The sequence below is a fragment of the Roseateles sp. P1_C1_2 genome (assembly GCF_056406535.1).
The window spans coordinates 18,200-40,497 of record NZ_JBFUAB010000013.1 but is presented as its reverse complement, the minus strand read 5'-3'; the positions used below and the strand labels follow the sequence as shown (position 1 = coordinate 40,497).

Below are 22,298 nucleotides of genomic sequence, written 5' to 3'. Positions count from 1 at the left end.
CCCTAGGAGTCCGACATGGCCACCGCCAGATCCGCAACGAAATCCAGCAGCAAGCCTGGCGCCAAGCCAACGGCCAAGCGCGCCGCCAAAAGCGCCGCCAAGAGCGAGCCTGAAACGACGACGGCCGCAGACAAACGCAAGACCAGCTCTCGCTCCATCTGGAAGGGGGCGATCTCGTTCGGGCTCGTCCATGTGCCTGTATCGCTGCACACGGCGACCGATGAGCAGGAGGTCGACTTCGACTGGCTCGACAAGAGGACGATGGATCCCGTCGGCTACAAGCGGATCAACAAGCGTACTGGCAAGGAAATCGACAAGGAGAACATCGTCAAGGGCGTGAAGCTCGAAGGCGATGAATACGTCGTGCTGTCCGATGACGAGATCAAGGCTGCCTATCCCAAGCGGACGCAGACCATCGCCATTGAGACCTTTGTCAAGGCGACTGACGTGTCCTTCGTCTACACCGAGAAGCCGTACTACCTGGCTCCTGAGGGCAAGGCAGACCGTGTCTACGCGCTGCTGCGCGAGTCGCTGAGCAAGGCCGGCGTCATCGGCATCGCGCGCTTCGTGCTGCACAACAAGGAACATCTAGCCGCGCTGATCCCCGCCGGTCCGGCGTTGATGTTGGGGACGCTGCGCTGGGCTGAGGAGATCCGTTCACCAGACGCGCTGGAGCTGCCCAAGGAAGGAGCGGAGGCCAACAGCCTGAAGCCGGCCGAGCTCAAGATGGCGCAGCAACTGATCGCCGAGATGACGTCGGCGTGGAACCCAGAGGAGTTCAAGGACGATTTCACCAGCGCAGTAAGAGCGCTTATCGACAAGAAGGCCAAGGCTGGCGATAAGGAGGCGGTCACGCCGTTTGAAGAAGCGCCGGACATCAGTGGGTCGAACGTGGTGGATCTCAGCGAATTGCTGCGTCAAAGCCTTGGCGCCAACAAGGGCCGAAATTCTGACAAGCAGGCATCCCACTCCGAGAAAACGTCCGCCGGCCGCAGTACGGCCGACACGCCCGCTGCCACCAAGGTCAAGAAGTCTGCCTAGCCGGCTTTGAGAACGCAGATACGTCGCCGTCAGCGAACACCAGGAAGAGCTCTCCAAGGTATGCCGGTACCAAACCTGAAAACACTTCCAACCGCTACGCGGGAGCGGCTTCTGCATCTGCTCGCGGAAGCAAGCGAGCTCGAACACAACCTGCTCTGCAGCTATCTATTCGCCTACTTCAGTCTGAAGCGGCGGCTGGACGAGGGGCTGTCTGAAGCAGAGCATGCCGCGGTCCAGCGGTGGCGCAAGCTGCTCTTGAGCGTATGCGTCGAAGAGATGGTCCACCTCACCCAGGTCGCCAACCTCACCGCGTCGCTGGGTGCCGCGCCGCACTTCAACCGACCCAACCTGCCCGCCGCACCTGGCTACCACCCGGCCTCGATCGTGGTGGCGCTGACGCCCTTCAACGTCGAGACGCTGAAGCATTTTGTCTTCCTTGAGCGTCCGGACAGCGCGGACTGCCACGATTCCGACGGATTCTCCGCAAGCGCAGACGCGGCGGTCGAGCGGGGCGGAGTGCGTGCCAAGCTGATTCCGGTGGCGCCGGAGTACGAGACCATCGGCGAGTTCTACAGCGTGCTGCGCCGCTCACTTGAATCGTTCGCGGCTCAGCAGGGCGACGGCGCGTTTGTGTCCGACGTGTATCAACTCGAAGGCGCGCTGATCGAATCGGAAGACTTGCTTGTCGTCAGAACGCTTGACGACGCCTTGCTTGCAATAGACCGCATCGTCGAACAGGGCGAGGGAGGGAGCGACCACGCAGAGGACTCGCACTTTGCGCGGTTCACCGACATGTTGGAGGAACTCGATCGCCTGCAAAGCGCGAGGCCGGCTTTCGAGCCGTCACGCAATGTCGGCGCGAACCCAGTCATGCGGCCACCCCAGGACACTGAGCGAATGCCGGTCAAAGCAGAGCACGCCTTGGCCTGCCTGGACGCGTTCAATGCCGTGTACTGGATGATGCTCCGCACTCTGACCGCGCTGTACGCGAGCGGGTCCAACACCACCGCCGCCGAAGCTCTGGTCGAGCACATGCTCTCGTGCATGCACCTGCTTGGGGAGTTGGCGGACCCGCTGACCGAGCAGGTGGCGGGTGACGAGCCAGGCCTGATGGCCGGCCCTAGCTTCACTATGTACAGGCACTCGGAAGGCCCTGCAAACCTCGACTGCGCACTCCATCACCTCGTGGAGCGAACCAGTGAGATCTGCGTTCAGGTCAGCGCCCTTCCCATCGATGAGGGGCGGAAGAACCACTTGGACCAAGCCCTCCGCCGCATGGCGAAGAAGTTGTCAGCGGCGGCCGGTTCGTGAGTGCGATCGAGACAACGGGTACATCTTTTGCCAGAGCTGGCTGCGGCAGCTTCGCCGCGTTGGAGAACTTCACATGGCCAAATCCGGGCAGCAGCATTCGAAGGCGGACGTCGGTGGGCAGCGTCCTGCAAAGGACGACAAAAAGGCAAAGGCCGCCGAGAAGTCGGAAACCGCGAAGGGAATAACAGGAGGCGCCAAGGGAGTTACGCCAGGACCGGGCAAGAAGGGCTGACAGTGGCCGCGGAGCCAAGCATCCGTGAGCCGGTTGCCAAGGTTAAGCGCGTCGTAAGCGTGCGCCAGCACGGCCGCTCGGCCGGCCTAGCTTCGGACAAGGCTCTGGCATCGGGGCCCAAAAAATTCTTGCAGCTCCGCCATGAGAAAAGCTCGCAATACCAACCCAAGCTCGCTGGATCTCGATGCAATAGAAATCCGGTCCAGCGGCGTCCACGGCATGGGAGCTTTTTCGAAGTCGGAATTGAAGCGGGGGCAGCTCGTCGGGGACTACGCTGGCCGGCTGATCGGTAGCGATGAAACCGTGTGCCGCGATGACGGACTGACCTATCTGTTCGCCCTATCGGAGGGCGGGTACATCGACGGGGCGGAAGGAGGCAACGCGACTCGTTTCATCAACCATTCCTGCGAGCCCAACTGTCACGCTGAGGAATACCGCATGCCCGGTGGACGCCTGGGCGTGCGCATCAAGACGCTCCGTGCTATTTCGATAGCGGAAGAACTCTTTCTCGACTACTCGCTGATAGTCGACGTGACAGATCAACCCATGGCCTACCCCTGCCGTTGCGGAGCAACGACGTGTCGTCAGACGATGGTGAGCCCTGAGGAAGGTCACTCTCCAGAATCGTGATCGCGACCCGCCATAAACGGCCTGTCGGCCAATGGCCTGGCGTCGCGTGGTGAACACCGTCAGCCCAAGTTGTGAAGCCTGCATGCACCTTCGTGAACTTCGCGCAGAGCCCTGAATCCGTGGCGCGTCAGCTCATCGGCTGGACGCTGCTGGTGGATGGCATCGGCGGCGTCATTGTCGAGACGGAGGCCTATGACATGGGCGATGAGGCGTCACACAGCTACCGAGGTCCGACGCCACGCAATGCACCCATGTTCGGCCCGCCTGGCCGCGCATACGTCTATCTCAGCTACGGCCTGCACTGGTGCCTCAATGTCGTGTGCCGGGAGGCCCATCACGGTGCAGCGGTGCTCATCCGCGCGCTTGAGCCCACCCAGGGGTTGGACGTGATGCGCGAACGCCGCGGGGTGGATCGCGTGGAGCTGCTGGCATCCGGTCCGGGGCGCGTCGGCCAGGCGCTGGCAATCGACCGCTCGTTCAACTCCTTGGCGTTCGATGAGCCGCCGTTTCGGTTGCTGGCTCCGAGGAGCGACATCGAGTTGGCTGTCGGGGTGCGCATCGGCATCTCGAAAGCCGGGCATCTGCCGTGGCGGTTCGGCATGGCCAACTCTTCCTTCCTCAGCAAGCGATTCAGCTGACCGATACCGCCGTTCTTGCTGCGACGTCTCATGGCGTGACCCGATACGCTGGTCGTACACCCAATTGAATCTCGCAGGCGACCGGGAACACCTGGGTCGAGTAGTACACCAGCCGGAGAGGTGGCGGTGGAGCCTTCGGCCACGAAGCCGCACACCACACCGGTCTAACCACGCGGGTCAACACACTCTGGCGCGGGAACTACCTCGTTCGGGCAACCTCTGAAGGCCTGATGTCGGCCTTCAGCACGCGCGCCATCTGTTCCAGCGCCTTGTCCCGCGCGTCGGTGGATTCGGCGGCCACGCAGTCGATGGGCACCCACACCGAGTAGCCGCGCAGATAGGCGTCCATAGCGCTGAAGAACACGCAGCTGTCGGCGGCGATACCCGTGACGATGAGGCGCTTGCAGCGGAGCTGCCCCAGCAGCAGATCCAGCGGCGTGGCGTAGAAGGCTGAATGGCGCGGTTTAAGCAGCGCGAAGTCATCGCGCCGGGGCGTCATGAGTTTCGCAATCTTTCCAGCGTTGCCTGGTGCGGCCAGGCAGTGCCGCCAGAGCGCTTGGAAGTCAGACGTCCATTGCCCGTAGTTGTCGTTGGCATAGATGGTGCGGACGCCCTCGGCGCCTAGTCGACGACGCAGCTTGCTGGCTTTCTTTGCGGCCTCAAGTGCAGACGGGGCCAAGGCCTCCCCGCCATCAAAGGTGAGCGGGTTTATGAAGTCCACCAGCAACAGCACAGTTCTGCTCGGCTGCAACGCGTCGGTCCTGATCTTGCTCATGGGCGCGTCCTGGCAATCGGCAGGCCGTCGGTTGCGCAAACTTCCTCAACACCCGCGAACAACAAAAACCAGGGCGAACGTAGGTGGTCCTTCGATGAGAACGGCATGGCGCTTGCCCTTGACGTCCACATCGATCTCAACACCCGAAAGCCCTCCGCGGCGCTCACCACCGAGAACCCCACATGAAAGCACTGACCTACCACGGCTCCAAGGATGTTCGCGTCGAGACCGTTCCCGACCCGGTGCGCTATGCCGACGACGACATCATCCTGCGCATCACGGCGACTGCGATCTGTGGCTCGGACCTGCACATATTCCGAGGCAAGATCCCCGACATGAAGACCGGGGACATCCTCGGCCACGAGTTCATGGGCATCGTCGAGGATGTCGGGCCGGGGGTGACGCAGCTCCGTAAGGGCGATCGGGTGGTCGTCCCGTTCACGATTTCATGCGGCGACTGCATGTTTTGCAGCCGCAAGCTCTTTGCTGCGTGCGAGACGACCAATCCCGGCCGTGGCGCCATCCTGAACAAGAAAGACATCCGTCCCGGCGCAGGCCTGTTTGGATACAGCCACCTGTACGGCGGCTACCCGGGCGGGCAGGCGGAGTTTGTGCGGGTTCCCAAGGCCAATGTTGGTCCCTTGCTCATTCCCGATTCAACGCTGCGCGACGAACAGGTGCTGTTCCTGTCCGACATCCTGCCCACGGGCTACCAGGCGGCAGTGAACGCCGAGGTAGGTCCMGGGTCGAAGGTTGCAATCTTCGGCGCCGGTCCAGTGGGACTGATGGCCGCCGCCTGCTGCCGCATGCTGGGTGCCGAGCAGATCTTCATGATCGACCACCACCAGTACCGTCTGGACTTCGCGGTGGCGACGTACGGTGTGGTGCCGATCAACTTCGACGAGATCGATGATCCAGCCGCCTACATCATCGATGCCACCGGACACCATGGCGTGGACGCGTCCATTGATGCGGTGGGATTCGAGGCCAAGGGCAGCACCACCGAGACCGTGCTAACGACGATGCGGCTCGAAGGGTCCAGTGGCGCGGCCCTCCGCCAGGCCATTGCAGCCACGCGCCGCGGCGGCATCGTCAGCGTGCCGGGCGTTTATGCCGGCTTCATCCATGGCTTCCTGTTCGGCGACGCCTTCGAGAAGGGCCTGACGTTCAAGAGCGGCCAGACGCACGCCCAACGCTTCATGCCGGAGCTGCTGGAACGGATCTCCGCAGGAGCCCTGCAGCCGGGAGTCATCGTCACGCACAGCATGCCTTTACAGGACGCCGCCCGTGGCTATGAGATCTTCAACGACAAGCTGGAGGACTGCCGAAAGGTGATCCTGCGACCAGGCGCTGTCTGAGTGAGCGTAGCTTCGATCTCTCCCCCAGAGGAGATCAGTCGCCGGGCATAGAGCAGACAATCACCCTCCACCGCCCGGCACCCCTCCGCCGCCCGGCATGTGCCACTCGACCGCACCGCCCCGCAGGTATCAGATCGGATGATCCCAGTCAGCGAGGTGCACTGCGCGCCGCGCTAACGAGATCGGCGACAACTAGAAGAAACTCTGCGACGTCGAAAGGCTTTGCCAAGTGGGCCTGATATCCAGCCAGTAGCGACCGCTTGCGATCCTCGGCGCGCGCGAAGGCGGTCAACGCAAGAGCCGGAATGCGCTGATTGCTTAGCTCCGCGGCTCGCAGCGCTCGCATGAATTGGAATCCATCCATCTTCGGCATGCCTATGTCGCTCACGATGAGGGAAGGCTTCGTGCTCTCGAGCGCGACCAGGAGGTCTTCGGCACTGGTGAAGTCTGTCACCTGGGCGCCTTGGTCCTCGAGCACCCGGCGCATCAGCTCTCGAGCATCGGGTTCGTCGTCAACGATGAAGATGTGAACGCCATCCAGCCTTAGCAAGTTCAAGGGCTCCGGGTGAACTGGTGCTGTGGGATGAGTGCGCTTCTCTTGTTCTTGGTCTATTTGAATGATTGACAGCGGGAGGTCGACAAAGAACGTAGCGCCCAGGTTCTCGCCTTGACTGGCCGCCCGGATGGTCCCGCCGTGCAACTCGACCAATTGCTTGCAGATCGCCAGGCCCAAGCCCAGTCCGCCGTAGCTCCGTGTCGTTGAGGCCTCCCGTTGCGAGAAACGTTCGAACACATGAGGCAGATAGCTCGGCGGAATACCGATGCCGGTGTCGCTAACGCTCAACTCAACGTGCGAGTTCACGCGCTGCAGGAGCACCTGCACCTGGCCGCCCTTGGGCGTGAACTTAATGGCATTCGTGAGCAGATTCCACACGACCTGTTGCAGTCGTGATGGGTCGGCACTTATTAGCGATTGCATCGGCTCAAGCATGGCCCGCAGCTTGATGCCCTTCGTTTCAGCAGTAGGCCGGGCGGAATCGACGGCGGCTTGAACGACGTCCGCGATCTGGACCTGTTGGACTTCTAGCCTTACCTTGCCGCTGACGATGCGGCTCAGATCCAGCAGGTCGTCGATCAACTGCGCCTGTGCGCGAGCGTTGCGGTCGATGACTTCATGGGCTCGATGCACTTGCTGCGGTGACATTGGCGCCCCCTGCCGCAGGAGCACCTGGGTCCAACCCAGGATGGCGCTCAACGGTGTGCGCAACTCATGCGACAGCGTCGCCAAGAACTCGTCCTTGATCCGGACCGCATGCTGCGCAGTCATGCGAGCGCTGCGCTCGGCTTCGAGTATCTCATCGCGCTCTTGACTGGCCAGCTTGACAGCCTCCGCCCGCTTTCGTTCCGTGAGGTCGCGAGTGAGCTTGGCGAAGCCTATCAAGCGGCCTGCATCATCTCGAAGAGCCGTGATGGTCACGTTGGCCCAGAACTGCGTGCCGTCACTGCGCACGCGCCAGCCTTCGTCGATAAAGCTGCCCTCTGCAGTGGCCATCATCAACTCGTGCTCCGGCCAGCCCGCCTCGCGAACCTCGGCCGGATAGAACTTCGAGAAGTGTTGACCGATGATTTGGTTGGCGGAATAGCCTTTGATGCGTTCTGCACCGACGTTCCATGTCGCGACGTGGCCGTTCGGATCCAACATGAAGACGGCGTAGTCCGACACGCCCTCAACAAGCAATCGGAAGCGTTCCTCGCTACGTCTCAGCTCCTCTTCGTGAACGCGACGTTGCGTCAGGTCCCGCGTCACTTTGGAGAACCCGACGAGTTGACCGTTCGCTTCCCTCATGGCCGTGATGACGACATTGGCCCAGAACCGTGACCCGTCCTTGCGCAAGCGCCAGCCTTCATCCTCGAACGACCCTGAGCTGGCGGCGACCTTCATCTCATGCTCGGGAAGCTTCCTGGCCAGCGCTTCCAACGGGTAGAACGTTGAAAAGTGCTTGCCGATGATCTCTTCGGCGCGATAGCCCTTCAGCCGTTCCGCTCCCGCGTTCCAGGTCACAACGTGGCCCGTGGGGTCGAGCATGAAAATCGCGTAGGCCTGAATACCCTCGACGAGCAGTCGGAATCGGTCTTCACGCTCGCGCGACACGTCGTGCTGATCTTCGCTCGGCTGTCTATCTGCAATGGGCACCAGGCATTTCCTCAAGAAGCGCCGACAACCTCGACCGCAGCATTGGAATTGGTCATCTGGCAAACAAAATGATTGCTGGCAAGGGCAAGGCTAGGTTCAACGGCCAATATCCTGTGTCGGACAACGGCGCGAAGCTGAGCGCACCCCGGGCGCCCGTGCTGTCCCCTATGCCATACCAGACGGTGATTCCGGGCCATTCCGCCTGTCGCTGGCGCCGTGAGTGCGTTACCGCACCGACCGATCGTGGCAGAAGCAAGAACATGCACGGCTGCATGTCAGCGCACGACTGCGGCGGCGAGACCAAGGCGGGTGCATCAGGAGAGCCCTATGGCTTGTGTGATATTCACTCATGACGGGCAGAAATTTGTGAGGCGCGCCACTGGTGCTGGGCCCTACTTCGGGCAATACCTTCTGCTGGGTGAGGATCAGTCTCCAGCTTGGGTAGGGCTGTCAAAGTCCTGGCCTACGGAGCAGCTAGCCTTTGATGACGCAACAAGCGCGGCACGCTTCGCCATCGACACCCAAAACTTTCGCCGAGCGGCAACTCGTGCCGTCGAGGCAGCTGCGATGGTGACGAGCCTCGACAGCAATGAACTAGGCTGGCCTACAGCCGTGCACGTCCAGCGTCTCGCCACTACCGAGCGAGACGCTCTCGAGGTGAGGCTGCTGGGCGCAAAGGAGCGGCACTGGCCAGACATCCAGACGCCCAGCAGCAGCCAAACGCCGCTACGCTGCAGGTAGCCCAAGCTGTCCGGCCATTCATGGTGGCAGGTTTCGAGGCAGCGCAATCGTGCACGCTGTTCGTCGATTGACCGACGTCAGCGTCACCGTGCCGCCATGGGCCTTGACGATATGGCGCACGATGAACAAGCCGAGGCCAAGACTCGTCCGCTCATTCTCGGCATCGCCATGGGAGTCCCGTTGCAAAGGCTGAAACAACACTTCCACGTTCGCGGGTGAGATTGTTGGACCGTTGTTTTCAACGGAAAGCACCACGTCACGGTCGGTTCCCACGAGCCGGATCATGATCGGCGCTCCTTGATCGCCGTATTTCGCTGCATTGGATATGAGGTTGCCGATGACCTGTTTCAGTCGAGCCGCGTCCCATACCCCGTGGGTGGGGCCCACCTTTGTCAGGTCAATCGCATGCGCCGGCCAGATCGCGCGTTGGAGTTCGATCTCTTCTTCACAAACCTGTGCCAGATCGGTGCCGATTGGTGAAATCGGAATTCCCAGATCAAGCGAGGCGCGGCTGTAGTCCAGCAATCGTCGAGCAACCGCTTCATCCGCTCACCACCGTTGATCAAGCGGGCTGTGAGTTTGTCGCCCGGAGATCCGTCGTTGAGCTTGGAGAGCAGCTGGGAAGTCAGCAGGATGGCATTCAGGGGGCCGCGTAGGTCATGGCCAAGGACCCCGAGGAATACGTTGCGCCAACGCTCGGTCTCATGAGCAAAAAAATCGACGGACTCCGCAACGGCTTGATCAATCGCCTCGTTGAACCGGGTCATGTCATCGATGGTGTGAGGTCCCGGTACGTGCGCATCCGCCCACAGCCTCAGCACGGTAGCGCGAAGGGCACGGTATTCAGCCACCAACTGCTTCAAGGTAAATCCACCGCTGGCGCGCAGCAGCCCATGGCTTTCTGCTGCCGTCTCCGGGTCCTGAGCCGGCCGAACAGCTTCTCCACGCGACTTGGCGGACTGCTCACGCAGACTTTGGCTAGTTCCAAGATCACGCGCGACAGTTTGGAGGATTTGCTCTGCGTGGTCTCGCAGCGCACCCATGTCCAACCCGCCAGCCGCCGGCAACAAGGTTCTGGCAAAAAGCTCCCACTCGGAGAGGATTGCCTCCATGTTGGACTCGATGAACTCGGCTAAGCGCATGATTGAGCATACGCTTCGGGCGAACACCGCTGCGTGACAGGCCTAGCGACAACTCACCGAGCTCGCATCGTGGGCTGTGGTCTGGTTTCGTTGACTGGGGATTTGATGGCACTTGTGTGCATGCCTAGCCCGAGCAATCCGGGAGGTCGGCAAGCCGGACGCTACCTGGCGGCCTGCGTGCGCGACGCGCCTCGAATGTTCATTGCTGCCAAGCACACCTGCAGGACGATCAGCGCGTAGGCGTGCGCGTGCAAGCCCCAGAGGACCCACAGCACATTGCTGACGAGGAACAACCAAAACCCGGTTCCGCGCCTGCGTTCGCCAGAGGAGCCCACGAACCAAGCCGCCCAGATGGTCACCACCATCGCCGGCCATTGCACGGCATCGAACATCAGATCCATGGCGGCTCCTCAGGGCCAGCAGCCCGGAAACGGAAAGAGGCGGCCAGGCCGCCCCCTTTTAAAAGCGTGGTCGGTCAGCGATAGACGTGCTGGCCGTTCACACCCTTCCACTCCCGCTCGAAGTGCTCGGCATCCTCATCGCTCTTGGCGCGGACGCCGACGAGGATGCCACCGTTCTTGATGCCTTCTTCATAGTGCTTGACGCGCTCTTCCGGCATGTTCCAACCGACCAGGGCGCCGACCAGGCCGCCACTGGCGGCACCTGCACCTGCGCCGGCGATGGCTGCGGCAAGCGGGCCCGCGACCACCAGGCCAAGGCCCGGAATCGCAATGCTGGTGCCGATGGCCGCGACGGCGGCGGCGATGGCACCCAGCGTGCCGCCGATGGCGCCACCGATGCCAGCGCCTTCGGCGGCCTTGTTGCCGAGCTCGGTCTCGGTGCCGGCGGGCACGAAGTGTCGACTGCGGGTCTCGTCGGACATCACAACGTCGACATCTTCATTGCCGTAGCCGCGAGCGCTGGTGGCGTTGTACGCAGCTTCGGCGCTCGTGCGGTCGGGGAACAGGCCAGTGACCAGGCGATTGCTTTCAGTGGTTCTCATGGGAACTCCAGAAGGTTGAGGGTGGATCAGTGGCGGTCGGGACGAGGAGCGAGCGTGGTGCCATCAGCGGCCGCCACCGTCGTCCCGTCGGCGTTGGTGGTTCGAGCCGTGGTGGTCTTGACCTTGTGGCCAGCCTGGCGCGCCCGATCCGCTGCTGTGGGGCCGGTCTGAACGACGGTAGCCACGTCGGAACGTTGGATCGCCTTGTCGTTGGCGGCCTTCGCGGTTTCCGGCGTCACGCCAACGGCATTGGGCTGCGACGCGGCTACTGATGGCGTGCCCGTGGTCTGCGCGACCGCCGCGTACGAGGCGGCGGCAAGTGCCAGGGAAGCGGCAATACGTGCGGTGGTTTTCAAGGTTAGCCTCCGGTTGAAAGAGAGCTGCACTTTCGTGCTGACGTGGGCCGATGGTCGTGGGCTGCAGCGATGTTCAGATGTAGGAGTCGGCTGGCGCCGAAGAGCCAGCGGGCAGGAACCTCCTGGCGGATAGAAGAACCTGCCCCTAGTGATAGGGCTGTAACGGCGGTCGAGTCCTACACCTGCGAGGCGCCCGAACGATGCAACGTCAGTCCTGGTGCACCCACACTCAAGGATTTGCAGCATGACCACCGTTCCCCATCGCCCCATTGCCATCGTCACGGGCGCCTCGTCTGGTATCGGTCGCGAACTCGCCCACCTGCTGGCAAAGGACGGCTACGACCTATTCCTCGCCGCGGACCAGGGACCGTTGGAGGAAGTCGCCGCGCATATGCGCACCCACGGCGGACATGTCGAAGCATTGCAGGTCGACTTGGCTACCGCAGACGGTGTGGAACAACTTCTAGCAGCAGTTGGCGCTCGCCCGGTCGCCGTACTGATGGCCAATGCCGGCCACGGCCTGGGCCGCGGCGTGCTGGACCAAGATTTCAACGACATCCGTCACGTCATCAACACCAACATCACCGGCACAGTGGATCTGATCCAGCAAGTGGCGCGCGGCATGCGAGACCGGGGGCAAGGGCGCATCCTCGTGACGGGCTCCATCGCTGGGTTGATGCCCGGCTCGTTCCAGGCGGTCTACAACGCCACCAAGGCGTTCATCGACTCCTTCTGTTACGCGCTGCGCGACGAGCTCAAGGACACCGGCGTGACCGTCACTTGCCTCATGCCCGGGCCGACGGACACGCACTTCTTCGAACGCGCCGACATGACGGACACCAAGGTCGGCACCGACAAGAAGGCCGATCCGGCCGACGTCGCCAAGGCCGGCTACGAAGCGATGCTGGACGGCGAAAGCGACGTTGTCGCCGGATGGAAGAACAAGCTTCAAGCGATCCTGGCCAACGTGATGCCGGCCGAAGTCCTCGCGGCCCAGCATCGCAAGATGGCAGAGCCCGGGTCGGGCCAGTCCTGAAAATGGATTTCGCTGCATCAGAAAGTCTGACGTTCGGGCTCGAACTGGAGCTTGAGGTGATCGAGCCTGCCACCGGGCAGTTGTCGCCATCCAGCATGCCGATATGGCAGGAATTGCAAGCCAGCCCGTACGGCGCGCAGTTCGCCTTGGAAGCGACCCAGGCGACGATCGAATTGAATTCGTCCATTCACAAGGACGCGGAGTCCATGCGCCAGGAGGTGTTTGACCGTGTGAAACAGCTCCAGGATGTCGCGTGGTCACAGGGCATGGCGGTGTGCGGAGGCGGCACCCATGTCGCGCAGTTCTGGAACGAGCGTGTACTGACCCCTTCGGAGCGGGCCTACAAGCTGGACGACCGGTTTGGCTTCCTGCCCAAGCGCTTCTCGACCTACGGAATGCACGTGCACGTTGGTATGCCGGATCCCGAGAGCGCATTGCGAGTGGCGAACGTTTTCCAAGCCCACGCACCGCTGTTCATCGCAATGGCAGCCTCGTCGCCATTCCTTCAGCACGGCGACTCGGGCTATGCCGCCTGCCGCCCTCTTGAGACGCTGGTCTATCCCCATGGCGGCCCCATGCCGCACCTGGCGGATTGGCCACATTTCGAGTCGGTCGTGCAGGAGTTCTTCGACACCGGCATCGCCGACGCACTCAAGGACATCTACTGGGACGTTCGGCCCAAGCCCGAATTCGGGACTGTGGAAGTGCGGGTGTTCGATACCCCTCTGAGCGTGACCAAGGCAGTCAACTTGGCTGCTTGGACGCGCGCACTCGCCGGCCTCGTGCTGGGCGGCAAGCTCGACCTGCCGAGGCCCGGCCAGCACGTCACAGAAAGCAAGGTCAGCCGCTTTTTAGCTTGCCGCGATGGTCTGCAGGCAAGGCTGTTCGATCCGGTCAGCGGGCGGTGGTTGATCGCGCGCGACTGGGCGCTGGCGCTCTGCGAACAGATCGCGCGCTACCAGCCCACCGCGGGGGATACGCAGGCGCTCGAAGGGCTGGCTGCTGGCATACCCGACGAAGAGGACCACACACGCATGCGCAAGCTCTGGCAGGACCTTTCTCCGTCCGGCCGCTTGCCTGAGGGGTCGTCTCCAAGTGGTGAGACATTGGCTGCGTATTCCGCGAACCTGTGCGACATGCTTTTGGACGCGCGCTAGGCGTGGAACGCATCGGACGGTTCGTTGAGGCTGGTTAACGGTAAGCGTCCAGGCAAGTCACGTTGATCCGCTGACCGGTGCCTAGGATGCTCGTATCCATCAACGACTTGATGGGTACGTACGCACTATGGACCAAGCAGTGCCAGGCCGTCGGCGGCGACTTCACAGCACCGAGTTCAAGGATCAGGTAGTAGAGGCCTCGCAGCAGCCGGGCGTGTCGATGGCCGCTGTTGCAATGGCTCACGGCATCAACGCCAACCTGCTGCGGCGCTGGGTTCATGAGAGGGCTCAGCCTCCTGTCGATGCGGTGACCGTCAGCGAGAAGCCTGTTGGCTTCATCGCGCTGCCGATGCCCGCGCCACCCGCGCCACCTGCGCCAAGCGCTGAGCCCATCCGCGTTGAGGTCCGCCGCGGCTCGACCACCATCGCTCTGACGTGGCCAGCGAGCGCTGCCGATGCGTGCGCAGCCTGGATGCGCGAGCTGCTGCGTTGATCCGCATCGACGCCGTGTGGCTTGCGACCACGCCGTTGGACATGCGCGCCGGCACCGAGACCGCCCTGGCTCGCGTGGTCCAGGTCTTCGGCGGCGCCAAGCCGCACCATGCCTACCTCTTCGCCAACCGGCGGGCCACGCGCATGAAGGTGCTCGTGCACGACGGCATCGGCGTGTGGCTGGCGGCGCGGCGCCTGCACCAGGGTCGTTTCGTGTGGCCTCGCGAAGTCACGTTGGACCAGATGCCGCTGACGCAGCCGCAGCTGCAAGCCCTGGTGCTGGGCCTGCCGTGGCAGCGCGTGGAAGACGACGGCTCGATCCGTCTGCTGTGACGCAATCGGTGCTCGCGCCGATGCGCGTGACTGGCCGACGCTCCACACTGCCGTCATGGCAGTCGCCGAGCCCGTCAGTGCCGAAGACATCGCCTCGCTGGAAGCCGCGGGGCTCGGGCACATCGGCGCCAAGGCGCGAGCGCTCTTGGACCGCCAGGCGCACGACCGTCACGAGATCGAATGGCGCGACGCCAAGATAGAGAAGCTGACCTTCGAGATGGCGCAGCTGCGTCGCGTGAAGTTCGGCAAGAAGAGCGAGCAGCTCGATGCCGAGCAGAAGGCGCTCTTCGACGAGGCGGTCGATGCTGACCTCGCCGCGCTGGAAGCGCAGCTGGCCGAGCTGATGGCAGCCAAGCGCAAGGACGCTGAGCCGGCTCCCGAGCGACCCAAGCGCGCCGCCTTGCCCGCCCATCTGCCGCGCGTGGAGCGCCACCATGAGCCCAGCGACACGATGTGTCCCTGCGGCTGCCAGATGAAGCGCATCGGCGAGGACGTCAGCGAGAAGCTGGACTACACGCCCGGCAGCTTCACCGTGGAACGCCATGTGCGCGGCAAGTGGGCCTGCGCGAAGTGCCGCACCTTGACCCAGGCGCCCGTGCCGGCGGAGATCATCGACAAGGGCTTGCCCACCTCGGGCCTGCTCGCACATGTGCTGGTCGCCAAGCACTCGGACCACCTGCCGCTCTACCGGCAGGAAGCGATCTTCGAGCGGGCCGGCCTCGCTATCCCACGCTCGACGCTGGCGGCCTGGGTGGGCGTGTGCGGCGTGCGCCTGCAGCCGTTGGTGGACGCCATGAAGGCTGACCTGCTGCGCCTGCCGGTGCTGCACGCCGACGAGACGCCGGTGGCCATGCTGGCGCCCGGTACGGGCAAGACCCATCGCGCCTATCTTTGGGCCTACGCCAGCGGCGCCTTCGAGGCCATGCGCGCCGTGGTCTACGACCTCACCGAGAGCCGCTCCGGCCAGCATCCGCGGACCTTCCTCGGTCACGGCTCGGAGAGCGCTTGGAAGGGCAGCCTCGTGTGCGACGACTACTCGGGCTACAAGGCGCTGTTCCTCGACGGCGGCATCAAGGAGGCAGGCTGCATGGCCCACGCGCGCCGCAAGTTCGTGGAGCTGCACCTGACCAACAAGAGCACATTGGCGGCCACCGCCATCGAGTTCATCGGGCAGCTCTACGGCATTGAGCGGGAAGTGAAGGACCTGCTAGCCGAGGATCGGCTACGAGAGCGACGAACGCGCGCGACACCGGTCGCGCAGGCCCTGCACCGGTGGCTGCTGGAGTACCGGCCGAAGGTGCCCGACGGCTCGGCGACCGCCAAGGCCCTGGACTACAGCCTGCACCGTTGGGCGGCGCTCACACGCTACCTCGGCGACCCTACTTTGCCCATCGACAACAATTTCGACGAACAGCAGATCAGGCCATGGGCCACCGGCCGCAAGAACTGGCTCTTCGCCGGAACGCTGCTCGCCGGGCAGCGTGCCGCGGCCATCATGAGCCTCATCCAGACGGCGAAGCTCAACGGTCACGACCCCTACGCCTACCTTCGGGACGTTCTGCAGCGGCTGCCGACGCAGCGCGCATGCAGTATTGACGAGCTGTTGCCCCATCGCTGGACGCCTTCAGGATCACAATGACTCGGTGAAGACCAGCGACTTTTTCAGGCGTTCCACGGTACTCTTTGTTGCTGCCGCAGCACTCACGGGATTTACCGTCATGGCAGCCCGCGAAGGCGCGCAAGGGCTTGATGCTCTGGCTGTGACCATGGCGCTATTGCCGGCAACCCTTCCTGTATTGCTCATAGCAGCGATAGCCAACGGAGTGCTGGTGGCGGCAATTTTCAAGGCGTGTTCAAAGGCTTGGCCAACATTGCCGAGCTCGAACGCTTGGAAGCGAGCAACCACCGGTCTGGTACTCGGCGCATTGACGTATATCTGCGTCGCCTTGTTGTTCGGCGATCTTGCCCGGCACTTAACATTTGTGGCTGATTCGAACTTCGCGAAGGTCGGCTGGTCAGAGGCTTTGCTCGGCCTATGGAGACTCCAAAGAGGCGCAACGTGGCTCTGGGGCGTACCAACGGTTGTCGGTTGTGTCGTCGTCTCCCTAACGAGCTTTCGCGCATTGGCTACTGCCTCGAAGGTCTAGCGCGTCACTGGCCGACGAGTCAACCTGACTTGCCGGGACGCTTACGGTTAACGTCGTTCGTGGTTCCTGCGGCTCAAGCATCGGCCTGCGAACGTCGCAAACCAGCCTGGCCCCGTAGTTCGACCGACGTCCGCTATGGGCACATTGCTGCCCCACGACTGACGAATCCGAGCGGCAGCAGCCAGCCTGACGCGGACTCGCGTCAGTGCCATGCCCCCAGGATGCCGCCCATCACCGTGTACGCCACCACCTGGTAACCGCTGTTGATGAGCCAGAGCTTGAGCGGGCGCTGCTCGAAGAGGTAGATGACGCCYAGGCTCATGGCCACCCAGCCGAGGCCGGTGGCGAAGCCGGCGAACAGGCCGAAGCTGAGGGTGGCTTTGGCGCCGAGGAAGGCGGCCAGGTTGAAGGCCATCACCAGCGAGGCCAGGCCCGACAGGCCGAAGACCTTGGCCGGGCTGGCCTGCCTGGTCTGGGCTTCGGTGAGGCCGGCCTCGGCCATCCACGACTTGGCGAACAGGATGGGCGAGTACCAGAGCCCGCCGATCAGGAAGCTGGTCAACGCCGCCACAATGACCGCCGGGAAGTTGAATTGCACTGCGTCCATCGCAGTCCCCTCGTGAAGTTGTTGGTGCGGCGATGCTGAGGCGCGCCGGTCGCCGGCAACAGTGGCCGCACGCCCAAGTCGAAGATGAGCACGCCCAAGCCCGACAAACCGCTGCCGAACCCGCCCACGCAGGCACGCCTGGACGACCGGTTGCTGATGACGGGCGGCTCGCTGGCCTTCGGCCTGGCCATCCCCTGGCTGACCGGGCTGTTCGGGCCGCTGGGACCGGGCGACGCGCGCTTCTGGGTCGGCTTTGCCGGCTTCATCGCGCTGGCCTTTGCCATCTGGGGCGGCAACCGCTGGCTGCTGTTCAAGCAGCGCGAGCACCTGAACTGGTTCGCCCACCCGCTGCGCAAGCTGCTGATGCTGGTCAGCGCCAATGTGCTCTACACCGCGCCGCTGACGCTGGCCGCCATCTGGGCCTGGTTCCAGGTTGCGGGCCTGCCGCTGGACGTGAATGCGCTCAAGCTCGTCGTGGCCACCAATGTCATCTGCGTGCTGTTCGTGACGCATGCCTACGAGACCATGTTCCTGATCCGCGAACGGGAGTCGGACATGCTGCGCGTCGAGCGCCTGGAGCGCGCACGCACGCAGGCCGAGCTGGGTGCGCTGAAGGCCCAGGTCGATCCGCATTTCCTGTTCAACAGCCTGAACACGCTGGGCCATCTGATCGAAAGCGACGCGCGCAGCGCCCGCGAGTTCAGCGACACCCTGGCCGAGATCTACCGCTATGTGCTGGACAGCCGCCAGCGCGACCTGGTGCCGCTGGACGAGGAGCTCGCCTTCCTGCGCCACTACCACCGGCTGCTGGCCCTGCGCTTTGGCGCCGCCATGCCGCTGGTGCTGGACCCGGCCCTGCAGACCGCGCAGTGGCTGGTGCCGCCGCTGGCCTTGCAGACGCTGCTGGAGAACGCCATCAAGCACAACGAAGCGAGCATCGCCCAGCCGCTGACCGTCAGCTTCACGCTGCAAGGTGACCACGTGAACGCACGCAATGCGCTGCAGCCGCGCCGCAGCGCCCTGCCCTCGTCAGGACTGGGCTTGGCCAATCTCGACGAACGCTGCCGCCTGCTGGCCGGCCGTGCGCTGCAGCGCAGCGCCGCGGGCGGCGTGTTCGAAGTCTCCATTCCGCTGCTGGCCCGCCCATGAAGATCTTCATCGCCGAAGACGAGACCCCGGCGCGCGAGCGCCTGACGGCCACGCTGACGCGCGTGGCGCCCGAGGCCCGCGTGCTGGGCCACAGCGACACGGTGCAGGGCACGCTGGCCTGGCTGGCTGCCAACGCGAAGCCCGACCTGTTGCTGCTCGACATCCAGCTCGCCGACGGCCTGTCGCTGGAGTTGTTCCGCGACCGCAGCCTGACCGTGCCCACGGTCTTCACGACGGCCTACGACCAGTTCGCGCTGCAGGCCTTCCAGGCCCTGGCGGTGGACTATCTGCTCAAGCCCGTGTCGGACACGGCACTCGCTCAGGCGCTGGCCAAGGCCGAGCAGTGGCGGCGCCATTTCGATGCGCAGGCTCAGGCGCGCTGGAATCACCAGCTCGACGGCCTGTTGCAGCGGTTGAGCCCGCCCACTGGCCGCCAGCGCATCGTCGGCCGCAAGGGGGGCCAGCAGTTCCATGCGCTGGAGCTGGCCGACATCGCCTATTTCGTGTCCGTGGACAAGCTCAGCTTCGCCGTCACCCAGGCGGGCGAACGCTATCTGGTCGAGCCGACGCTGGGTGTGCTGGAAGAGGAACTGGGGCCGCAGCGCTTCTTCCGCGCCAACAGGCAGCTGCTGGTGGCGGCCGGGGCCGTGCAGCGCTTCGCGCCGGCCGGCAAGGGGCGACTGAAGCTGGACCTCAGCCCGGCCCTGGACGGCGAGCTGCTGATCAGCCAGGAGCGGGCTGCGGCCTTTCGAGCCTGGCTGGAAGGCTGAGGCTCAACGGTAGCGCTGCATCAGCCGCGTGAGTTCACCGCGCTCCACCACGGCCCGCAGCGCCTGCTGCAGGCGACCGGCCGGCAACCGGGTCTTGCCACCCAGCAGGCAATGCGTCACCGTCTGGCTGACGACCTGCAGGGCTTGCAGCGTCTCAGCGGGCGCGCGGCCGCGGTTGTACTGGGTGAGCACGAAGCGATCGACCACCGCCGCTTCGGTGCGTCCGCGAGCCAGCTTGTCGAGCACACCTTGCTGTGTGGCGGCGTCTTCGCGCACGAGACGGCCGTCATCGAAGAGCGGGCCCAATTCCGTGTAGCGATAGCCCAGTACCGTGCCCACCCGCAGGCCGCGCTGGGCCGACAGGTCCAGCGGCTTGCCATCGCCCCGCCCCGCGGCCACGGCGAGCACGTCTTCCACCACCACCATGGGCGGGCCGACACGATCCCGCCCCAGCGGCTGGGCCAGCCACTTGGGGCTCATCATGCACATCAGGTCCGCCTCGCCGGCGTGCAGGGCGGCCTGGGTGCGCTTGGGCGGCAGCATCAGGTACTCGGGGCGGGCGCCGGCGGCGCGGGCCACCGCCTCCATCAACTCGAAGGCCAGGCCGCCGACGGGCTGGCCGTCGCGCAGCACCAGATAGGGCGGAGCCCAATCCTCACCGACGATGAAGCGCAGCGTTGGCGCCGCCTGTGCACCGGCCAACCCGGCCCAGAGTGCCAGGACCGTGGCCAGGCCTCGCATCAGGGGCTTTGTCGCGCCGCCGCTGGGCAAGGCCCTCACGGGCGGACAATCCGCTGAAATCGCCATGCCCCGAGTGTAGGAAGCCCAGCCGCCGCCACACCGCATCCCCTCGAGAGACCCGCTCGCATTCCATGGAAACCCAGCTGTTCGACTACACCAAGCAGGACGCCGCCGGCGCCTGCTCCACGGCCTTTGCGTGGGCCAAGACACCCGCGCCGCTGACGCCGCCCGAGCGCACTGCGCTGACTGCGCGAGCCAAGGCCCTGCTGAAGAAGCACAACGCCGTCCTCGTCGCCCATTACTACGTGGACGGCGCCCTGCAGGACCTGGCGCTGGAGACCGGCGGCATCGTGTCCGACTCGCTGGAGATGGCCCGCTTCGGCCGCGACCACGCTGCCCAGACCCTGGTCGTGGCCGGCGTGCGCTTCATGGGCGAGACGGCCAAGATCCTCAGCCCCGAGAAGCGCGTGCTGATGCCCGACCTGGACGCCACCTGCTCGCTGGACCTGGGCTGCCCGGAAGACGAGTTCGCGGCCTTCTGCGACGCCCACCCCGACCGCAAGGTCGTCGTCTACGCCAACACCAGCGCCGCCGTGAAGGCCCGCGCCGACTGGATGGTGACCAGCTCCTGCGCGCTGGAGATCGTGGCCGACCTGCATGCCAAGGGCGAGAAGATCCTGTGGGCGCCCGACCGGCATCTGGGCCGCTACATCCAGGAGCAGACCGGCGCCGACATGCTGATGTGGAACGGCGCCTGCATCGTGCACGACGAGTTCAAGGGGCTGGAGCTGGAGCTGCTGCGCGAGCAGCACCCGGGCGCCCTGGTGCTGGTGCATCCCGAGTCGCCCAAGAGCGTCGTCGAGCAGGCCGACGTCGTCGGCTCGACCTCGGCGCTCATCAAGGCCGTCGTCGAAGGCACGGCGCCGGCCTATATCGTCGCCACCGACAACGGCATCCTGCACCGCATGCGCCAGCTGGCGCCGGGCAAGGTGCTGATCGAGGCTCCGACGGCAGGCAACAGCGCCACGTGCAAGAGCTGCGCCCACTGCCCCTGGATGGCCATGAACGGCCTGGCCAACCTGGTCGACTGCCTGGAGAGCGGCCAGCCCGAGATCGAGGTCGACGAGGCTGTGCGCCTGAAGGCCCAGGCCTGCATCACGCGCATGCTGGATTTCGTCGCCGCGAGAAAGAGTGCCGCGGCGGGCATGACCCCAGGTATCGGCGCGGCCTGATGGGGCTATAAATCGGCATTCAACGTCTTTGACGAGGCCCGCCATGAACGCCGACTTCAGCTCCCTCTACAACCACCATGAGCGCGAGATCTTCGCGGCGGTGTTGGCCTCGGCACCCGACTATCCCGACATTGCCGCCAGCGCAGACCTGCTGTGCGACGTCGCCTGCGTCGCCCTGAACCGCCTGCCCCCGCGCTACATCCGCCACGAGGTGGACTTCAGCTTCTACCTGACCGAGCACGAACGCCTGGAGATCGACAACGCGATTGTTGAGGCGGTGTCGTATGCGTTCAACTTTGTGCAGGCACGCACGGCGTTGAGGTCGCGCAAGTAGGCGCGGCCATGAAAAAGGCCCGCGTCTCACGAAGCGGGCCTTTCACAAGATTCCTTAAGGGAATCAATCAGTTATAGATGGTCGGGGCGGCGGGATTCGAACTCGCGACCCTCTGCTCCCAAAGCAGATGCGCTACCAGGCTGCGCTACGCCCCGATCAAGCCCGCCATTCTAGTGCCAGTTTCGCGATCGTCACCAAGCCTGGGTGCACGTATCAGCCAGAAAGCCGCCGCGAGGTTCCAAACCAGTTGGGCCAGCAGCACCGTCAGGATGGAAGCCATCGTCATGTTGACGCCTGCGCCCAGCACCGCCGCAGCGACCGCGAGATTGGCGACAACGCCTACCGTGCCGACGATGCGAGTCCCTCCTGCCTCGACCAGCAACACGCCAGCCCAGAGCAGCGCGCCGGCGGCCTGCAGCAGCCAGCCGATCTTGGCCGCATCGGTCAGGGCCAGGCCAGCGGCGTGCACCAGCTCATAGCCGACCTGCAGCCGGGTGGCCGAGCCGGCCGCTGCGTCTGCCGCCAGGTGCGGGATGACGAAGCCGTCAACGACGGTGGCGCCGGCCAGGGCCACGCAGCCCATCAGATAGCAAACCAGGCCCGCCAGCACCGCGGGACGGCGCAGCGACAGGCGCCGGGCCAACGCCGTATAGCCGAAGGCGTAAGCGCACAGGCTGGCGATGGYGACGCCGTGGACCACGGCCTTGAGCAACTGCAGCCGCGCGATGCTCTGCAGGATCTCAAGCTGGCCCTGGCCGCCACCGCTTTCATCGAGGGCAACGAAGACGGTGGACAGCACGGTGGCCAGGCCGATGGCGATGCCGGCTGCACGCGTGCCCGCCGGGGCGGTCGCTTGCGGGTGGGAGTCATGGTGCATGA

At 64.4% G+C, this 22,298-nt stretch carries 25 protein-coding genes and 1 tRNA gene; 15 read left to right on the top strand and 11 right to left on the bottom strand.

What is annotated here, in order from left to right:
• The first annotated feature begins 15 nt into the window (after positions 1 to 15).
• The 4 genes from ku to AC1D2H_RS14170 all read left to right on the top strand — a co-directional run bounded on the left by ku (position 16) and on the right by AC1D2H_RS14170 (position 3,852).
• Entirely contained in the window at positions 16 to 1,041 is a 1,026-nt protein-coding gene (ku, locus tag AC1D2H_RS14185) for a non-homologous end joining protein Ku (protein WP_478011403.1), read from the top strand.
• A gap of 60 nt (positions 1,042 to 1,101) precedes the next feature.
• On the top strand, positions 1,102 to 2,352 hold the full coding sequence (locus AC1D2H_RS14180; RefSeq protein ID WP_478011402.1) for a ferritin-like domain-containing protein: 1,251 nt from the start codon (positions 1,102 to 1,104) through the stop codon (positions 2,350 to 2,352).
• 373 nt (positions 2,353 to 2,725) lie between these two features.
• The gene (locus AC1D2H_RS14175; protein WP_478011401.1) at positions 2,726 to 3,214 is read left to right on the top strand and encodes an SET domain-containing protein; all 489 of its coding nucleotides are present in this window, start codon (positions 2,726 to 2,728) and stop codon (positions 3,212 to 3,214) included.
• Positions 3,215 to 3,306: 92 nt separating this feature from the next.
• Positions 3,307 to 3,852, top strand: a complete 546-nt coding sequence (locus AC1D2H_RS14170; RefSeq protein WP_478011400.1) for a DNA-3-methyladenine glycosylase — start codon at positions 3,307 to 3,309, stop codon at positions 3,850 to 3,852.
• Between the two features lie 199 nt (positions 3,853 to 4,051).
• Here AC1D2H_RS14170 and AC1D2H_RS14165 read toward each other — a convergent pair whose 3' ends face one another.
• Positions 4,052 to 4,627: a cysteine hydrolase family protein gene (locus AC1D2H_RS14165; RefSeq protein ID WP_477931439.1), complete on the bottom strand. Its 576-nt coding sequence runs from the start codon at positions 4,625 to 4,627 to the stop codon at positions 4,052 to 4,054.
• Between the two features lie 182 nt (positions 4,628 to 4,809).
• Between AC1D2H_RS14165 and AC1D2H_RS14160 the strand changes: the two genes are divergently transcribed.
• Positions 4,810 to 5,985 (top strand): zinc-dependent alcohol dehydrogenase, encoded by a 1,176-nt coding sequence (locus tag AC1D2H_RS14160; RefSeq protein ID WP_478011399.1) that lies wholly within the window; start codon positions 4,810 to 4,812, stop codon positions 5,983 to 5,985.
• 148 nt (positions 5,986 to 6,133) lie between these two features.
• Here the strand turns inward: AC1D2H_RS14160 and AC1D2H_RS14155 are convergent, their stop codons facing one another.
• From AC1D2H_RS14155 to AC1D2H_RS14130, 6 genes are all read right to left on the bottom strand, one after another.
• Entirely contained in the window at positions 6,134 to 8,137 is a 2,004-nt protein-coding gene (locus AC1D2H_RS14155) for a PAS domain-containing hybrid sensor histidine kinase/response regulator (RefSeq protein WP_478011492.1), read from the bottom strand.
• 801 nt (positions 8,138 to 8,938) lie between these two features.
• Entirely contained in the window at positions 8,939 to 9,307 is a 369-nt protein-coding gene (locus AC1D2H_RS14150) for a sensor histidine kinase (RefSeq protein WP_478011398.1), read from the bottom strand.
• A gap of 5 nt (positions 9,308 to 9,312) precedes the next feature.
• Positions 9,313 to 10,032, bottom strand: a complete 720-nt coding sequence (locus AC1D2H_RS14145; protein WP_478011397.1) for an RsbRD N-terminal domain-containing protein — start codon at positions 10,030 to 10,032, stop codon at positions 9,313 to 9,315.
• A gap of 191 nt (positions 10,033 to 10,223) precedes the next feature.
• The gene (locus AC1D2H_RS14140) at positions 10,224 to 10,463 is read right to left on the bottom strand and encodes a hypothetical protein (RefSeq protein WP_478011396.1); all 240 of its coding nucleotides are present in this window, start codon (positions 10,461 to 10,463) and stop codon (positions 10,224 to 10,226) included.
• A gap of 74 nt (positions 10,464 to 10,537) precedes the next feature.
• Positions 10,538 to 11,065, bottom strand: coding sequence for a hypothetical protein (locus AC1D2H_RS14135; RefSeq protein WP_478011395.1), 528 nt, complete (start codon positions 11,063 to 11,065; stop codon positions 10,538 to 10,540).
• A gap of 26 nt (positions 11,066 to 11,091) precedes the next feature.
• Positions 11,092 to 11,421, bottom strand: a complete 330-nt coding sequence (locus AC1D2H_RS14130) for a hypothetical protein (RefSeq protein ID WP_478011394.1) — start codon at positions 11,419 to 11,421, stop codon at positions 11,092 to 11,094.
• A 244-nt stretch (positions 11,422 to 11,665) separates the two neighbouring features.
• Between AC1D2H_RS14130 and AC1D2H_RS14125 the strand changes: the two genes are divergently transcribed.
• The 6 genes from AC1D2H_RS14125 (at position 11,666) to AC1D2H_RS14100 (ending at position 16,586) form a co-directional block, all read left to right on the top strand.
• Complete coding sequence (locus AC1D2H_RS14125) at positions 11,666 to 12,457, top strand: SDR family NAD(P)-dependent oxidoreductase (protein ID WP_478011393.1); 792 nt, start codon at positions 11,666 to 11,668, stop codon at positions 12,455 to 12,457.
• 2 nt (positions 12,458 to 12,459) lie between these two features.
• Positions 12,460 to 13,614: a YbdK family carboxylate-amine ligase gene (locus AC1D2H_RS14120; protein WP_478011392.1), complete on the top strand. Its 1,155-nt coding sequence runs from the start codon at positions 12,460 to 12,462 to the stop codon at positions 13,612 to 13,614.
• A 127-nt stretch (positions 13,615 to 13,741) separates the two neighbouring features.
• Entirely contained in the window at positions 13,742 to 14,107 is a 366-nt protein-coding gene (gene tnpA / locus AC1D2H_RS14115; RefSeq protein WP_478011391.1) for an IS66-like element accessory protein TnpA, read from the top strand.
• Positions 14,104 to 14,439, top strand: a complete 336-nt coding sequence (gene tnpB / locus AC1D2H_RS14110; RefSeq protein ID WP_478011390.1) for an IS66 family insertion sequence element accessory protein TnpB — start codon at positions 14,104 to 14,106, stop codon at positions 14,437 to 14,439. The genes tnpA and tnpB overlap by 4 nt, the downstream gene beginning before the upstream one ends.
• 55 nt (positions 14,440 to 14,494) lie before the next feature.
• Complete coding sequence (tnpC, locus tag AC1D2H_RS14105) at positions 14,495 to 16,078, top strand: IS66 family transposase (protein WP_478011389.1); 1,584 nt, start codon at positions 14,495 to 14,497, stop codon at positions 16,076 to 16,078.
• 4 nt (positions 16,079 to 16,082) lie between these two features.
• A complete protein-coding gene (locus AC1D2H_RS14100; protein WP_478011388.1) occupies positions 16,083 to 16,586 on the top strand; it encodes a hypothetical protein in 504 nt (167 codons plus the stop codon).
• Positions 16,587 to 16,788: 202 nt separating this feature from the next.
• On the opposite strand, the gene AC1D2H_RS14095 is transcribed toward AC1D2H_RS14100, so the two are convergent.
• Complete coding sequence (locus tag AC1D2H_RS14095; RefSeq protein ID WP_477935873.1) at positions 16,789 to 17,193, bottom strand: DUF1761 domain-containing protein; 405 nt, start codon at positions 17,191 to 17,193, stop codon at positions 16,789 to 16,791.
• Between the two features lie 84 nt (positions 17,194 to 17,277).
• Between AC1D2H_RS14095 and AC1D2H_RS14090 the strand changes: the two genes are divergently transcribed.
• Together AC1D2H_RS14090 and AC1D2H_RS14085 are read left to right on the top strand one after the other, a co-directional pair.
• Positions 17,278 to 18,342, top strand: a complete 1,065-nt coding sequence (locus AC1D2H_RS14090; protein WP_477935871.1) for a sensor histidine kinase — start codon at positions 17,278 to 17,280, stop codon at positions 18,340 to 18,342.
• Positions 18,339 to 19,112, top strand: a complete 774-nt coding sequence (locus AC1D2H_RS14085) for a LytR/AlgR family response regulator transcription factor (RefSeq protein WP_477935869.1) — start codon at positions 18,339 to 18,341, stop codon at positions 19,110 to 19,112. Before AC1D2H_RS14090 ends, AC1D2H_RS14085 begins: the two co-directional genes overlap by 4 nt.
• Before the next feature lie 3 nt (positions 19,113 to 19,115).
• Here AC1D2H_RS14085 and AC1D2H_RS14080 read toward each other — a convergent pair whose 3' ends face one another.
• Complete coding sequence (locus AC1D2H_RS14080; protein WP_477935867.1) at positions 19,116 to 19,853, bottom strand: substrate-binding periplasmic protein; 738 nt, start codon at positions 19,851 to 19,853, stop codon at positions 19,116 to 19,118.
• A 131-nt stretch (positions 19,854 to 19,984) separates the two neighbouring features.
• Between AC1D2H_RS14080 and nadA the strand changes: the two genes are divergently transcribed.
• Both nadA and AC1D2H_RS14070 read left to right on the top strand, forming a co-directional pair.
• Entirely contained in the window at positions 19,985 to 21,085 is a 1,101-nt protein-coding gene (nadA, locus tag AC1D2H_RS14075; RefSeq protein ID WP_477935865.1) for a quinolinate synthase NadA, read from the top strand.
• 43 nt (positions 21,086 to 21,128) lie between these two features.
• Positions 21,129 to 21,419, top strand: a complete 291-nt coding sequence (locus tag AC1D2H_RS14070; protein ID WP_477935863.1) for a late competence development ComFB family protein — start codon at positions 21,129 to 21,131, stop codon at positions 21,417 to 21,419.
• Positions 21,420 to 21,497: 78 nt separating this feature from the next.
• On the opposite strand, the gene AC1D2H_RS14065 is transcribed toward AC1D2H_RS14070, so the two are convergent.
• Together AC1D2H_RS14065 and AC1D2H_RS14060 are read right to left on the bottom strand one after the other, a co-directional pair.
• Positions 21,498 to 21,574 (bottom strand) — tRNA-Pro (locus AC1D2H_RS14065).
• Positions 21,565 to 22,296 (bottom strand): hypothetical protein, encoded by a 732-nt coding sequence (locus AC1D2H_RS14060; RefSeq protein ID WP_478011387.1) that lies wholly within the window; start codon positions 22,294 to 22,296, stop codon positions 21,565 to 21,567. The genes AC1D2H_RS14065 and AC1D2H_RS14060 overlap by 10 nt, the downstream gene beginning before the upstream one ends.
• Positions 22,297 to 22,298 lie beyond the last annotated feature (2 nt).

Excerpts from the sequence above, each read along its gene's own strand:
- AC1D2H_RS14080 (WP_477935867.1), bottom strand. The coding sequence starts at position 19,853 with ATGCGAGGCCTGGCCACGGTCCTGGCACTCTGGGCCGGGTTGGCCGGT.
- AC1D2H_RS14090 (WP_477935871.1), top strand. The coding sequence starts at position 17,278 with ATGAGCACGCCCAAGCCCGACAAACCGCTGCCGAACCCGCCCACGCAG.
- AC1D2H_RS14180 (WP_478011402.1), top strand. The coding sequence starts at position 1,102 with ATGCCGGTACCAAACCTGAAAACACTTCCAACCGCTACGCGGGAGCGG.
- AC1D2H_RS14085 (WP_477935869.1), top strand. The coding sequence starts at position 18,339 with ATGAAGATCTTCATCGCCGAAGACGAGACCCCGGCGCGCGAGCGCCTG.
- tnpA (WP_478011391.1), top strand. The coding sequence starts at position 13,742 with ATGGACCAAGCAGTGCCAGGCCGTCGGCGGCGACTTCACAGCACCGAG.
- AC1D2H_RS14070 (WP_477935863.1), top strand. The coding sequence starts at position 21,129 with ATGAACGCCGACTTCAGCTCCCTCTACAACCACCATGAGCGCGAGATC.
- AC1D2H_RS14140 (WP_478011396.1), bottom strand. The coding sequence starts at position 10,463 with ATGGATCTGATGTTCGATGCCGTGCAATGGCCGGCGATGGTGGTGACC.
- tnpC (WP_478011389.1), top strand. The coding sequence starts at position 14,495 with ATGGCAGTCGCCGAGCCCGTCAGTGCCGAAGACATCGCCTCGCTGGAA.
- ku (WP_478011403.1), top strand. The coding sequence starts at position 16 with ATGGCCACCGCCAGATCCGCAACGAAATCCAGCAGCAAGCCTGGCGCC.
- AC1D2H_RS14125 (WP_478011393.1), top strand. The coding sequence starts at position 11,666 with ATGACCACCGTTCCCCATCGCCCCATTGCCATCGTCACGGGCGCCTCG.
- AC1D2H_RS14135 (WP_478011395.1), bottom strand. The coding sequence starts at position 11,065 with ATGAGAACCACTGAAAGCAATCGCCTGGTCACTGGCCTGTTCCCCGAC.
- AC1D2H_RS14120 (WP_478011392.1), top strand. The coding sequence starts at position 12,460 with ATGGATTTCGCTGCATCAGAAAGTCTGACGTTCGGGCTCGAACTGGAG.
- nadA (WP_477935865.1), top strand. The coding sequence starts at position 19,985 with ATGGAAACCCAGCTGTTCGACTACACCAAGCAGGACGCCGCCGGCGCC.
- AC1D2H_RS14165 (WP_477931439.1), bottom strand. The coding sequence starts at position 4,627 with ATGAGCAAGATCAGGACCGACGCGTTGCAGCCGAGCAGAACTGTGCTG.
- AC1D2H_RS14175 (WP_478011401.1), top strand. The coding sequence starts at position 2,726 with ATGAGAAAAGCTCGCAATACCAACCCAAGCTCGCTGGATCTCGATGCA.
- AC1D2H_RS14145 (WP_478011397.1), bottom strand. The coding sequence starts at position 10,032 with ATGGAGGCAATCCTCTCCGAGTGGGAGCTTTTTGCCAGAACCTTGTTG.